The organism is Achromobacter sp. ACM02, from assembly GCF_014851605.1.
Taxonomy (GTDB): domain Bacteria; phylum Pseudomonadota; class Gammaproteobacteria; order Burkholderiales; family Burkholderiaceae_B; genus Achromobacter; species Achromobacter aegrifaciens.
In genome coordinates, this window is record NZ_JACUZY010000002.1 from 586,384 (window position 1) to 598,702 (window position 12,319).

At 66.4% G+C, this 12,319-nt stretch carries 12 protein-coding genes; 2 read left to right on the top strand and 10 right to left on the bottom strand.

Going from position 1 to position 12,319, the window contains the following annotated elements; translation table 11 throughout:
- Positions 1–54 precede the first annotated feature (54 nt).
- Complete coding sequence (locus IB258_RS07540; protein WP_192352348.1) at positions 55–1,650, top strand: FAD-dependent monooxygenase; 1,596 nt, start codon at positions 55–57, stop codon at positions 1,648–1,650.
- Here IB258_RS07540 and IB258_RS07545 read toward each other — a convergent pair.
- Both IB258_RS07545 and IB258_RS07550 read right to left on the bottom strand, forming a co-directional pair.
- Positions 1,599–2,648 carry a DUF4105 domain-containing protein gene (locus IB258_RS07545; protein WP_054456258.1) on the bottom strand — a complete coding sequence of 350 codons (1,050 nt, stop codon included), beginning with the start codon at positions 2,646–2,648 and terminating at the stop codon, positions 1,599–1,601. The genes IB258_RS07540 and IB258_RS07545 overlap by 52 nt on opposite strands.
- Before the next feature lie 27 nt (positions 2,649–2,675).
- Positions 2,676–4,073 carry an HdeD family acid-resistance protein gene (locus IB258_RS07550; protein WP_054456259.1) on the bottom strand — a complete coding sequence of 466 codons (1,398 nt, stop codon included), beginning with the start codon at positions 4,071–4,073 and terminating at the stop codon, positions 2,676–2,678.
- 137 nt (positions 4,074–4,210) lie between these two features.
- Here IB258_RS07550 and IB258_RS07555 point away from each other — a divergent pair, with 137 nt between their 5' ends.
- A complete protein-coding gene (locus IB258_RS07555; RefSeq protein WP_175162265.1) occupies positions 4,211–4,627 on the top strand; it encodes a DUF1801 domain-containing protein in 417 nt (138 codons plus the stop codon).
- 27 nt (positions 4,628–4,654) lie between these two features.
- Here IB258_RS07555 and IB258_RS07560 read toward each other — a convergent pair whose 3' ends face one another.
- The 8 genes from IB258_RS07560 to IB258_RS07595 all read right to left on the bottom strand — a co-directional run bounded on the left by IB258_RS07560 (position 4,655) and on the right by IB258_RS07595 (position 12,314).
- On the bottom strand, positions 4,655–6,046 hold the full coding sequence (locus IB258_RS07560) for an FAD-binding oxidoreductase (RefSeq protein WP_054456261.1): 1,392 nt from the start codon (positions 6,044–6,046) through the stop codon (positions 4,655–4,657).
- Between the two features lie 205 nt (positions 6,047–6,251).
- Positions 6,252–7,553: a UDP-N-acetylglucosamine 1-carboxyvinyltransferase gene (locus IB258_RS07565; RefSeq protein ID WP_054456262.1), complete on the bottom strand. Its 1,302-nt coding sequence runs from the start codon at positions 7,551–7,553 to the stop codon at positions 6,252–6,254.
- Positions 7,554–7,640: 87 nt separating this feature from the next.
- Complete coding sequence (locus IB258_RS07570; RefSeq protein WP_192352349.1) at positions 7,641–8,129, bottom strand: hypothetical protein; 489 nt, start codon at positions 8,127–8,129, stop codon at positions 7,641–7,643.
- A gap of 96 nt (positions 8,130–8,225) precedes the next feature.
- Positions 8,226–8,711 (bottom strand): nucleoside deaminase, encoded by a 486-nt coding sequence (locus IB258_RS07575; protein ID WP_054456486.1) that lies wholly within the window; start codon positions 8,709–8,711, stop codon positions 8,226–8,228.
- 102 nt (positions 8,712–8,813) lie between these two features.
- Positions 8,814–9,365: a hypothetical protein gene (locus IB258_RS07580; RefSeq protein ID WP_192352350.1), complete on the bottom strand. Its 552-nt coding sequence runs from the start codon at positions 9,363–9,365 to the stop codon at positions 8,814–8,816.
- A 218-nt stretch (positions 9,366–9,583) separates the two neighbouring features.
- Complete coding sequence (locus IB258_RS07585) at positions 9,584–10,333, bottom strand: DUF899 domain-containing protein (protein ID WP_217472161.1); 750 nt, start codon at positions 10,331–10,333, stop codon at positions 9,584–9,586.
- Between the two features lie 172 nt (positions 10,334–10,505).
- Positions 10,506–11,474, bottom strand: a complete 969-nt coding sequence (locus IB258_RS07590) for a hypothetical protein (RefSeq protein ID WP_192352351.1) — start codon at positions 11,472–11,474, stop codon at positions 10,506–10,508.
- Positions 11,475–11,531: 57 nt separating this feature from the next.
- Positions 11,532–12,314 carry a hypothetical protein gene (locus IB258_RS07595; RefSeq protein WP_054456266.1) on the bottom strand — a complete coding sequence of 261 codons (783 nt, stop codon included), beginning with the start codon at positions 12,312–12,314 and terminating at the stop codon, positions 11,532–11,534.
- Positions 12,315–12,319: the final 5 nt, after the last annotated feature.

The following is a 12,319-nucleotide window of genomic DNA, read 5'->3' on the forward strand; positions in this document are numbered from 1 at the left end:
TGGTTCGTGCCGAGGCGCAATCCAGGTCGCCTCGAAATTTCTCGAGGCGACATCATGGTGATTGCAACGACAGTCCTGGTGGTGGGCGCCGGTCCGGCGGGCCTGCTCACCGCCGCCGAGCTGCAACGGCGCGGCGTGCAGTGCCTGTTGATCGATGCGCACGAGCGGCCGCTGGAATGGGACCGCGCAACGGTGGTCCACCCCCGCTCGCTGGAGATCTTCGATTCGCTGGGCATCGTCGAGCCGTTGCTGGCCGCGGGCGTGAAGCAGCGCGGCGCGCGCATCCATGCCGACGGCAAGGTGCTGGGCGAGATCGATCTGGACCTTTGCGGCAGCCGCTACCCCTACAACATCGGGATTTCGGAAGAGGTCACGGAGTCCATCCTTGCCGACTATCTGGCCAGCCACGGCGGCGCCGTCCAGCGGGCCAGCAAGCTGGTGGATCTGCAGGAACGGCCGGACGGCATGCTGGCCAGGATCGAGCAGCCGGGCGGCGCAATCGAAGTGCTGGCCGAGTGGGTGATAGGCTGCGACGGCCACCACAGCACGGTGCGCGAGCTGACCGGCATCGAGCAGGACGGCCACGACATCAGCCAGCCTTGGGCGGTGTTTGACGCCGCGATCAGCGGCTGGCCCGAGATCTTCGAGGCCAATTACGCCTACCTGGACAGGATCCCGGTGATCCTGACGGCGCTGCCGGGCCAGCGCTGGCGCGTGTATCTGCGGCCTACTGCCGAAGACTCCGATCTGGTGGCCGATGCCTTGTCCACGCTGCGGCGCTATCTGCCCGAGGCGAATTTCGAGGACGTTGCCCATCCGGCGCGCTTCCGTTGCTACACCAAAGTCGCGCGGCAATTCCGGGCCGATCGCATCCTGCTGGCCGGAGACGCCGCGCACACCTGCAGTCCGGCCCAAGGCCATGGCATGAATAGCGGCCTGCACGACGCCGTCAACCTGGCCTGGAAGCTTGCGCTGGTCTGCCGCGGCCAGTGCTCGGACAGTCTGCTGGACAGCTACCAGGCGGAGCGCCGGCCGGCCGCGCAGCGCGTGCTGGCGTCGGGCGACGAGGCCGAGAGCGCCCAGCTGGCCACTGACCCGGACGTGCTGCGCGAGCGCAATGCCGCCATCCGCAAAGCCTTCGAGGACGGCGCCTCGCAGCACCACGAGGCCGTTGCCGAGGCGGAGCTGGACATCGATTACCGCGATTCGCCCATCGTCATGGGAGACCGGCACGACCCGGTTTCGCCGGGCCAGCGGCTGCCCGACCAGATCCCGATACGCCTTGCGGCGGGCGGCGCGGGGATGTTGCATGAGAGCGCCCACCGCAAGGGCCATACAGTCTTCATCCTGGGCGGCCCGCGGACGTCTGCGGACGCGCTTGCCCAGGTTCGCGCCGCGATCGAGCCGCTATCGGACGGCGCCATCATCGAGGCCGTGGTCGCGCTGACGGCGAATGCGGATGTCGATGGCGTGGACGGCTATGTGGATCCCTCGGTGGCCGGAAGGCTCGGCGTGCGGCATATCCTCGTGCTGGCCGTCAGGGCGGATGGCCATGTCGGGCTACGCTCGGAAGAAAGCCACCTGGAGACACTGGGCGCTTACTTGGCGCGGCTGCGCGCACCGGCGCCGGGCACGGCCGCGCCATCCTGAGCGGGGGCGGGCGCCTGCGGCACGCCTGGCACGCCGCGCCGGATGTTGCGCGAGAATTCGGCCGCGTCCGCGGTGGCGCGGGCACGCTGCGTGTAATGGCCGGCCTGCCGATACGCCAGCGGACTATCCGCTCCTTCCAGAGCATCCAGGCGGTACAGGTACTCGGGCAGATAACCCGAGAACAGCACGCGGTAATCCAGCGGCAACCCCGGCACGATCTGGTCGGCCAGCCGGTACACGATGGTGGTGCAGTTGCCCGTCAGCGTGTTGTAGAAGCGCGGCTTGTCCGCCAGCCGGGTAGCGGTCTCCACATAGGCCAGGAACAGCTTGCGAGCCGCGCCGTCCGGCATGTGCACGCGGTACAGATAGCCTTCTTCGCCGCGCACATTGGTGCGCACGCGCAGGCTGTCTTCCTCGGTCGAGGCCAGCACCGACAACTCGTACTGGCGGAAGAAACCGCCAATTTCCGAGAATACGTCGTGCAGCTTGCGGCGTATCTCCACCGAGAACACCACGTACTGGCCATCCGCAAAACCGAACGACACCAAGGCGTGCGCGATGGCGGGCCGGCCCCAGTAGGACAACGCCAGGTCTACCGATTCCAGGCGTGACAGGTCGTAGCTGCGGGTCTCCCAGCGTATGTCGTAATCGGTGCGCGACCGCCAGTCGAAGTTGCGCACGTTGCGCAGGGTGACGATGTCGCCCTCGACCGTTCCTTGCGTCTGGCGCGCCACCTCGGGCATCCACTGGCGCTCGTTGGACGGCCGCACACCCAGCCACCACCAGGCCAAGAGCGCCAGCAGCAGGGCGCCGAACAGCCAGGCAATCAGGGGCTGTCCGATAGACAGGCCCATCAGTGCGCCGGCCGCGAGCGCGAGCCAGGCCGCCGGCAGGACGGCGCGCGCGCGGCCGGGGAACGGCGATTGGAACCAGAGCGCCGCCGCGCCCCAGGCCGCGCCGGCCACGATGGCCACGCCGCTCACGATCTGCGCAATCATGGCGTCTTCACGCGCGTTGCGAGGCCGTCATTGCGCCCCTTGCGAGGACTCGGCCTGCTCCGCATTGCGGGCCTGAGCCTTGCGGTCCTGCTTGCGCCAGCCGGCGCGCATGCGCGCGATCTGGCGCAGCGCGTCCTGCGACATCTTCCACCAGCCGAACGGGCGCGGGTCGGCCAGCATGCTGAGCGCACGGGCATAGTCCAGCGTCAGGCCCGGGGTCCAGGCCATGGTCAGCGCGCGCTTGCGGATCTGCGCCGCCACCCACAGTTCCGGCGTCAGCAAAAGGCGCAGCAGCACGCGCCAACCGGCATCCGGGCCGTGCAGGCGTCCCACCACGCCGTCCAGCGCCGCTTCCAGCGCGCTGGACACGGAGCTGGAGCAGTTGCGGTGGGTCAGGTTGTAGATCTCGGTCTTGCGGTATTCGTCCCAGAAGGCCTGCAGCTTGGCTGCGTCGTAGTTGCGGATGCGCACCCGCATCGTGGACGGGGTCCAGGCCTTGGATTCGGTCGCGTAGTCGGGCTGGTACACGCCGGGCACGTTGTTTTCGGCCGTGGCGCGCAGCAGGGTGCCGAACTGTTCCGGAGAGTGGTCGATCTCCTGGGCCGGATACAGGCTGATGTACACGCCTTCCGGTGATTCCAGCGCGGCGTGGCCGGTCGACACCACGCCGTTGATGTCGACGGCGGCGATGTAGCGGTTCACCACGGGATAGTTGCGCGTCTCGGTCTTGGCCGAACCCGACGGCGTCCAGACGTGCACGGTCAGCGCGCGCTCCGATTCCAGCGGCGGGCCGTCGAACACCTTTTGCGCATGGGCGTCGGCGCGCGTGGGCATGAAGTCCGGATGCGGATTGACGTCCAGCGCAGGGTTGGAGTCCAGGTGGCGGACGCGGCGCGCCAGCGACAGCAGCCGCAGCCCTGTAAACGCCAGGAACAGGCCCAGGCAGTACGGCACCGTGCCGACGTAATGGGTCGGGTAGGGCTGGAAAAAGAAGATGGCCAACAGTATTTCGGCCACGCCCGAGGCAAAGACATAGCGCCAGCGGTCATAGCGCACCACGTAGGCGGCGGTGCACTGGATCAGGCCGTCCACCAGGAACATGAGGCCGAACAGCATGGACAGCGCGAAATGCCCGTGATGGTGGCCGATCAGGACCAGGATGCCCGCCGTCAGCACGATGGCGCCCTTGGCATAGCGCAGCACCCGCTGCCCCCCCACGCCGGACTTGGCGATCACCAGCGTGGCCAGGCCTTCGAGGACCAGCAGCGCCGCGAAGAAATTCAGCGGGAAATAGACGGCATTATCGAGCGCGTCGATGAACAGCGTGACGCCTGTAATGAAAAGCAGGCCGCCGATGACATACAGCCCGCGGGCGCGCTTGCGCAGATAGTCCACGCCCAGCAGCAGCAAAACCAGATTGGCCATTGCGCTTGATTCTCCTCTTCCGTGACCCCGTTACGGTGCTAGCTATTTTGGTTTGCTAACCAAGTTAACAAATTTTCCGGGATCGATGCAGGTATTCTTTCTGACGCATCCGTCTGCGATCTTTCCCGGGACATGGCATGAACACCAAGACGAGCAACGCAACCAAAGAGGCAACGCAAGAGACGGCCTCCACCTTGATAGACGCCAGGATACGAGAATTGGACGACTGGCGCGGCCAGACGCTCGCGCGGGTCAGGGCCATCATCAGGCAGGCCGATCCCGGCGTAGTCGAGGAATGGAAATGGCGGGTGCCGGTGTGGTCGCACGACGGCATCATCTGTACCGGCGAAGCCTACAAAAGCGCCGTGAAACTGACCTTCGCCAAGGGTGCGGCGCTGGAGGATCCCTCCGGGCTCTTCAACGCCAGCCTGGACGGCAACACGCGGCGCGCCATCGATATCCGCGAGGGGGAAACGCTGGACGAAACGGCCCTGGCGGCGCTGATCCGAGCGGCCGCGGCCCTGAACGCGGCGGGGAAGTCCGGCGCCCGCTAGTCGGATTCCCCGCCGCGCAGGTCCGGTTCAAGGCGACGCCGGCTTGATGTTCTGGTTATGCCGGAACAGGTTCTGCGGGTCGTAGCGGGTCTTGGCCTGGACCAGCCGGTCGAAGTTAGGGCCGTAGGCCGCGCCCAGCCGCTCCGGTTCGTCCTGCGTCAGGAAGTTCACGTACACCCCTCCTTGCGCATAGGGCTCCGTGGTCCGGAACAGCGTCCGGGCCCACGCGATGCAGCGCTCGTCTTCTTCCGGAAAGTCCCAGCGGCCGTGCACGTTCATGGCGAACTGCGCCGAGCGGTGCGGATAGGCCATGGCGGACACCGGCACCTGCGCCGCTACGCCGCCGATGTAGCCCAGGAAGATCTCGCATTGCGGCGAAGGCAGATTTTCCACCGCCGCCACTATGGCGTCGATCAGCCCGTCTTCCAGCCCGCCCAGATTGTGCGACTTCCAGTAATTGCGGGCGCCGGGTGTAAGCAGCGGGTCGAAGGCCTTTTGCCAGGCGGCGTAGGGCATGGGGCCCAGGTGCTCGCCATAAGGCGTGCCGAAGCCGCGCACCACTTCCACCGCGGCTGGGCCATTGGCCAGATCGCCCGAATAACACATGGCGAAGGCAACCATGGGCTTGCCGTGCACCGCTTGCGGCAGGAACGGCAGCGGCGGAGCCAGGCGCAGCACGGCCCAGACCGTCAGTTCCTGGGGCAGGGTCGCCAGCGCATCGCGGTACTTCGACAGCGCTTCTTTACCCTGTTCCAGCGGCAGCACGACCAGGCCGCCATAAACCTCGGGTCCGACCGGATGCAGCTGGAATTCGAACATGGTGACCACGCCGAAATTGCCGCCGCCGCCCCGGATTGCCCAGAACAGATCCGGGTTGTCCTGTTCGCTGGCGTGCAGCAGCTTGCCGTCCGCGGTGACGACATCGGCTGAGAGCAGGTTGTCGATGGTCATGCCGAACCTGCGGGTCAGCCAGCCGAAACCGCCGCCCAGCGTCAACCCAGCCACGCCGGTGGTGGAATTCACGCCCAGCGGCGTCGCCAGGCCGTAAGCCTGGGCCTCGTGGTCGAAATCGGCCAGCGTCGCGCCGGGCTCCACATAGGCTCGGGCGCGCACGGGATCGACGCGCACCGACTTCATCGGCGACAGGTCGATCATCATGCCGCCTTCGCAGACCGCGGTGCCTGCGATGTTGTGGCCTGCGCCGCGTACGGACAGGACCAGGCCGTTGTCGCGCGCGAAATCCACGGCGCGGCGCACGTCGGCGGCGCCGGCGCATCGGAAGATCACCGCCGGCCGGCGGTCTATCATCGCATTCCAGATCTTGCGGGCGTCGTCGTAGCCGGGGTCGCCCGGGCAGAGGACCTGGCCTCGGGCTGAGGCTCTCAGATCATCCAGGGCGCTATCGGAAAGTTGGCTCATCACACACCTCCTTGAAGGTGCTGCTTCGTGAACAACCTTTGAAACTGGGGCCTGCGAAGCAGGCCCTGGCCGCCTATGGGTTCGGACGCGGCATGGAGTACGCCTCCTGCGTGAGAGGCCATGACCTAAGGAGGGCGGCGCGCCGCGCCGGGAGCCGGTCGGCCCGCTCCCGTTATGCGCGCCGTGGCGTGCGTATCTGGAAAGCTTACTCCTCGCTGGTCCATTCCACCTGCACGCCGAGGCTGCGCAGGTTTTCGACGAAGCGGGGATGCGCGCGGCGGATCGGCGTGGCGTTGCGGATTTCCGAGCGGCCGTCGATGCTGCTGGCGATCATGAAGAGCGCGATGGCGACGCGGATGATGTAGGGGCTTTCGACCACCGCGGGCGTCAGCGGCCGGCCGCCAAACGTGATCAGCCGGTGCGGATCGGACGAAAACACGTGCGCGCCGAACTTGGACAGCTCACCGGTCCAGCCCAGCGCGCCGTCGTAGACCTTGTTCCAGAACATGGCGTTGCCCTCGGCGCACACGCCCAGCGCGATGAAGATGGGCAGCAGGTCCACCGGGAAATAGGGCCATGGTGCCGCTTCGACCTTGGTCAGCACATTGCTGGTGAAGGGCGTCTGTACCTTCAAGGGGCCCGAGCGCAGCGCGCGCGACCAGCCGTTCTCGTGCACGATCTGCACGCCGAACTTGGCGAAGGTGCGGTCGATCAGCGGGAAGTTCGCGGGCGTGCTGTTGCGCACCACCACGTCGCCGCCCGTGATCGCGCCCAGCGCGAGAAAGGTGGTGATCTCGTGGAAGTCTTCCTCGAAAGTGAATTCGCCGCCGCCCAGGCTGACGCCGCCGCGCACCGTCAGCCGCGAGGTGCCGATGCCGTCGATGTCCGCGCCCATCATCGCCATGAAGCGGCAGAACTCCTGCACGTGCGGCTCGGAGGCGGCGTTGGTCAGCGTCGACTCGCCTTGCGCGGCGGCGGCGCACAGCACGAAGTTCTCGGTGGTCGTCACCGAGGCGTAGTCCAGCCAGTGGTGGGTCGGCTTCAACGGGCCGCTGCTGCGGACCAGCAGCGAGCCGCTGGCGCGTTCCACCTCGCCGCCGAAGGAGCGGAAGATGTCCACGTGCGGATCGATCTCGCGTACGCCCAGGGTGCAGCCCTTGACGTTGTCTTCCAGGCGCGCGACCCCGAAGCGCGCCAGCAGCGGCGGCACCAGCATGATGGAAGAGCGCATTTCCTCGGGCAGCCGGTGGCGGGCGGCGTCGAAGGCGGTGTCGCGGTGATGCAGGTCCAGGGTGCGGGTGGACTCGTCCAGCCGCACCTCGCTGCCCAGCGTGCGGAAGATGTCCAGGATCTTGCGCACGTCCGTGATGTCGGGCACGCCGTGCAGCCGCAGCGGCTGGTCCGTCAGCAGGGTGGCGCACAGCACCGGCAGGACCGCGTTCTTGTTGGCCGAAGGGATGACGCGGCCGCGCAAAGGGGTGCCGCCGTGGACGATGAGGTTGGACATGGAGCGAGTAGGGCCAGAAAAAACAGGGAGATGGGAGCTTGCGAAGCTCCGGTTAATTTCACACTTTAAGGGCGCACGGCGGCCGTGTCATGCCGGCCTGGCCGCGCCCGGGCCGGGATTCTTGCGGATCAGGACCCAGCCACCTATGGTCAGCGCCAGCCCGCCGGCCAGATAAGGCAGGCCGAAAATCAGCGCCCAGAAAAACAGCGCCGTATAGGCGTCGTTGGCCGCCTGCTTGCCGCCGGTGGCCGGATTGAAGATGCCGGGTTCCATTGCAAGCACGGCGCCGAGCAGGTTCAGCAGGACGGCCAGGCCGAGCATGGCGCAGCCCCAGCCGATCAGGCGGCGAAAATTTGGAATGCGGACCAGCGCTGCGACTAGCGCCACGCCTATCAGCAGCGACACGACGCCCGTCGTGATCAGCATTCTGTCCAGCGCCGCCATATAGGCAAGCCCAGTCAAGTCCGCCAGCCCGAGCGCCTGCTGCATGACCGGATTGACGACGCCGCCGCTGGCCCAGGCGACTAGCAGGCCGAACGCGATGCTGGTGAGCCATTTGGTCAGGGCAGAGGGCATGCGGGAGTCCTGTTCATAGTGCGGTGCAGCGAGAATACTGCGGATTGCTGCTGACGATTGAGACGGGCGGTAACGGCGAACCGGGCAGGGCGCCGCCTAGCCGCGGCGGCGCATTCTTTCCTGGTGCAGCAGTTTGATCTGTTCGGCGAATTCCGGCACGGGACCTTCCACCGGTATGCCGTCCACGACTTCGGCGATGGCCAGCGGCCGCACCTTGGTCGTGGGGGCGACGCCCCATTCCCGCAGCCATTCCCGGTACTGGGCAGAAGAACTGGCATAGACGATCCGGCCCAGGCCCACCCAGCCATGCGCGGAGGCGCACATGGAGCAGTGCTCGCCCGAGGTGTAGACGGTGCAGGCCGAGCGCTCGGCCGGCGGCAGATTGCTGGCGGCCCAGCGCGCGATCTCGAATTCCGGATGCCGCGTGCGGTCGCCGCTGGAGACATGGTTGTGGTCTTCGAACAGGACCACGCCGTCGGGTGAAACCAGCACCGAGCCGAAGGGTTCGTCGCCCGCTTCCAGCGCCTGTTTCGCCAGCTCGACGCAGCGCGCCAGGTGCTTCTTGTCCACTTCGGTGATCATGTAAACCTCCTCAGATATGCCGCGCGCCGTGGCGCCGGCGGACTGCGGCATGAGGAGGCCGCCGGCATCGATGCGCAAGCATAGCCTTCTTGCAGGCTGGGCTCAGTAGTACACGTCCACGTAGTCCGTCAGCCCGCCGCAGGCTTCCATCTGCTGCAGGCGCCAGTACTTGCGCTTGCCGGTCGCGCGGAACTCGAACTCGCCGTTGCGTTCGCAGCGGCGGCCCTTGTCCGGCGCGTCCAGGATCAGGATCGTGCCGCGGAAGATAAAGCGGTCGCTGGCGATGGAGACGATATCGCCCTTGATCTTCAGCGTGCCTTCGTGGTTGGCCTGCGTGCCCTCGATGCGGACCACGTCGTTTTCATCCGTCGCGGTCAGGTGGCCGCGCTGCGCGGACCAGAGCCATTGCAGGGTGATGCCGCTGTTGTTCATCAGGCGCTCATAGGCGGCCTGGTTCTGGATGTCGGTCTTCTGTACCGAACCCGAGGGCGCTACCGTGGCGGGTGCAGCGGCAGGCGCGCCGTGCGCCTTGATCGGCGGTACGGCCATGGCCGGCGCGGTTGCCGCAAGCGCCAGGCCCGCCGCCAGCAGCAGGCCGGACATCCGCTTTTTTCCCTGGGCGATGATCGTGTCGCTCTCGAGGTTCTTGTGCATGGGTTCTCGTCAAATAGGGGTAGGAGGGCGCAGCGGCCCGGCAACGGCCGCCTGACGGGGACGCTGGGGATGCGTCTGGGCCGAAGGTCGGCGGGCGCATAAATTAGCACGGTCATCGGACCCCGATAATTGCTGTTGTTTGAGCTTGTGTATCTATTGGTTATTTTAATTACCAATGAATACGGCAAGCGGCCGCGCCCGGCCAGCCGCCCGCCCGCTCACCGTTTGGCGGCTGCGCTCTGCGCCCGGAATGCGGCCTCGCCCGCATCGGAAATCTCGACCCATTTTCTGTCCGGCGGCGCGTCCGGCACGTAGCTGTCGTGCCAGTTCCACCACTTGTAGGTCGGGGTCTGCGGATAGCCTTCGGGAGAATCCTCCCAGACTTCCTGGCGGCCCAGCGGCGTGATGTCCAGGTAGTTCCAGGTGCCGCCCATCTGCTCGTCGCCGCGGTTGTTGAGGAAATAGGTGCGGAAGATGCGGTCTCCGTCGCGGTAGAACACATTGGTGCCATGCCACTCGTCCACGCCGAAGTCGGTATCGAAGCCATCGGTCAGCGTGTACCAGGGCATCTTCCAATCCATCTGCGCTTTCAGCCGCGCAATGTCCGCCTGCGGCGCCCGGGACAGGAAGACCAGCGTGGTGTCGCGGGCGTTCAGGTGCGCCAGATGCGCGACCTGGTCGGCCACCATGGAGCAGCCGCGGCAGGCGTGCTCCGGCCAGCCATACACGCCCGGCTCGAAGAAGGCGCGGTAGACGATCAGTTGGCGGCGGCCGTCGAACAGGTCGGGCAGGGCGAGCATGCCCGACGGGCCTTCGAACGCATAGGCCTTGGTCACTGGCGTCCAGGGCATGCGCCGGCGTTCGGCGGCCAGCGCATCGCGGGCGCGGGTGTGGGCTTTTTCCTTGACCAGCAGTTGCTGGCGGGCGGTTTCCCAGTCCTGGGGCGAGACGACCGGGGGCGTGCGCATGGGCGCGCCATTGCTTGATGCAGTCATGATTTCCTACCTCCTTATCGCGGGCCGAGGCCCTGGCGCAAGGGTCTGCGCGCAGACTGGCTGCTCGGCGGCCTGGAAACAGTCTGGCATCGCCGGGCGGAGAGGGGGGAGTAACAAATCCGGCGCAATTCCGCCGGCGGCGGGCTCAGAAGCTCACTGCCAGCCCGATGGAGAAGCCCGACACATTGGTGCCGAACACATAGCGGCCCACCAGCCGGGTGCGGGTGATGATCACGTCATAGGCGCTGGAATCCAGCTCCAGGCCGGCGCCCACGGAGGTCAGCCGGTCGAATCCCAGGATGCCGCGCTGGTCGCCCAGGAACTCAGAGTGCGTCAGCTCCAGCACGTAGCGCAGCGGCCGTTGCAGCACGACGAATCCCGTCGGCGCACGGTAGCGCGCCCACAGATTGGCCGATTGCGCCGTGGCGTGGCCCTCGACGGCGGCAGAACTGTTGAAGCTCTGCAGGCGCATGTCGGAATAGCGCAGCTCCACGTCGACCTCGTAACCGGGGCGGTAATGCTCATAGTCCAGCATCAGCGAGCCGCCCAGGCCATAGGCGTTGAGCGAACCCTTGTCCAGGAAGCTGATGTCCTTGCCGGTCTGCTGTCCCACATACCAGCTGGCGGCGCGCAGGTCGCTGGTGACGTTGCCCAGCGCAAAATTGAAGATGGGCCGCAGCTTCAGTTCGTCGGTCAGCTTGAAGTCCCAGCCTATGCCGCCGGTGGCCGAAAAGCTGTTCCACTTGGTGGGGATGCTGCGGGATTCGGCGCCCTGCGTGGCGACGAAGGTCGGATCGTAGCGGCTGGCGGCCAGCACGCCTTCCAGGTAGATGGGGACCGATTTGGAGATGGTGTCGCCGCCGCCCAGCTGCGTCATGGCGAATTCGCTGGATCCCGAGACCGATCCGCTGCCTCCGCCTATGTTCAGGGAACTGGTCGTGATGTCGGGCACGATGGAGAACGACATGATGGCGAGCACCCCGTTGGCGCGCTTTTGCAGGTCGTCCTGGCTTAGCCGCAGGCCCTGGGCCATGGCAGGAGCAAAGCTTGCGCTGCCAAGCAGCGCGAGCAACCAGCCTGAACGCCGTATCACCATCATCACGGGCGGGGGCATGTCATCTCCGGAATGAATGCGTGTCCAACAGCAGCCGGCCTTGCGGCGTCAGCGAATCTACTTGGCCGCGGCAGGCGGGTCAACCATGGCCTGCCGCTGGGCGGCCAGCAGCGCATCGCTCTGGTCGATCCGAATCGTGCCTATGCGCGGAAACTCGAAGTCCACGATGATGTATATCGCAGCGGTCATGACCACGGCATAGACCAGTTGATGCAGCAGGCTGTCGCGTTGGGACAAGGCCAGTTTCGATCCGATGAGGCAGGCGCAGACCAGGGCCAGAAAGACCAGAAAGGCATAGGTCGCAACGGGCGGGTGAACCTTCTGCGCCACGGTCTGCGCGGTGGACACGTCGAACATGTCGTTGACTGCGCCCACATACGACGCGGCAAAGGGCGGCACGGCATGGCGCGCCGCGCTCATGGAGGTGGTCCAGATTTCTTTCTGCAGGGCCCCCACGCGGGCCGCAATCGCTTCGCGTTGATCCAGCGCGGCGACGTGGCTGTAATACTCGATACGGCTGTCGACATAGCGGCGGAACTGCTCGCGCAGCTTGGGCTGGTCGGCGGCATCGAGCATGTCGATGCGCAGCCACGCCGTCCCGATGGCATTGACCTCCTGGACCAGCAGGTCGCGGCGCTCGGCCATGCGCTGGGCCGCGCCCGAAAACGTGAAGGCCACCAACAGGCCCAGCAGCGCGAACACGGATGCCTCGATGGCGGCGGTCCCCGCGCCGCTTTTGTCGTCCGCGCCATGTCCGAGCCGTCTTCCGATTCTCATGGCAAGCAGCAGCAGCGCGAAGAACAGGACAGCCAAACCCGCCAGCAAGAGGGAATAGTTCATTTGGT

Excerpts from the sequence above, each read along its gene's own strand:
- IB258_RS07540 (WP_192352348.1), top strand. The coding sequence starts at position 55 with ATGGTGATTGCAACGACAGTCCTGGTGGTGGGCGCCGGTCCGGCGGGC.
- IB258_RS07545 (WP_054456258.1), bottom strand. The coding sequence starts at position 2,648 with ATGATTGCGCAGATCGTGAGCGGCGTGGCCATCGTGGCCGGCGCGGCC.
- IB258_RS07550 (WP_054456259.1), bottom strand. The coding sequence starts at position 4,073 with ATGGCCAATCTGGTTTTGCTGCTGCTGGGCGTGGACTATCTGCGCAAG.
- IB258_RS07555 (WP_175162265.1), top strand. The coding sequence starts at position 4,211 with ATGAACACCAAGACGAGCAACGCAACCAAAGAGGCAACGCAAGAGACG.
- IB258_RS07560 (WP_054456261.1), bottom strand. The coding sequence starts at position 6,046 with ATGAGCCAACTTTCCGATAGCGCCCTGGATGATCTGAGAGCCTCAGCC.
- IB258_RS07565 (WP_054456262.1), bottom strand. The coding sequence starts at position 7,553 with ATGTCCAACCTCATCGTCCACGGCGGCACCCCTTTGCGCGGCCGCGTC.
- IB258_RS07570 (WP_192352349.1), bottom strand. The coding sequence starts at position 8,129 with ATGCCCTCTGCCCTGACCAAATGGCTCACCAGCATCGCGTTCGGCCTG.
- IB258_RS07575 (WP_054456486.1), bottom strand. The coding sequence starts at position 8,711 with ATGATCACCGAAGTGGACAAGAAGCACCTGGCGCGCTGCGTCGAGCTG.
- IB258_RS07580 (WP_192352350.1), bottom strand. The coding sequence starts at position 9,365 with ATGCACAAGAACCTCGAGAGCGACACGATCATCGCCCAGGGAAAAAAG.
- IB258_RS07585 (WP_217472161.1), bottom strand. The coding sequence starts at position 10,333 with ATGCGCACGCCCCCGGTCGTCTCGCCCCAGGACTGGGAAACCGCCCGC.
- IB258_RS07590 (WP_192352351.1), bottom strand. The coding sequence starts at position 11,474 with ATGCCCCCGCCCGTGATGATGGTGATACGGCGTTCAGGCTGGTTGCTC.
- IB258_RS07595 (WP_054456266.1), bottom strand. The coding sequence starts at position 12,314 with ATGAACTATTCCCTCTTGCTGGCGGGTTTGGCTGTCCTGTTCTTCGCG.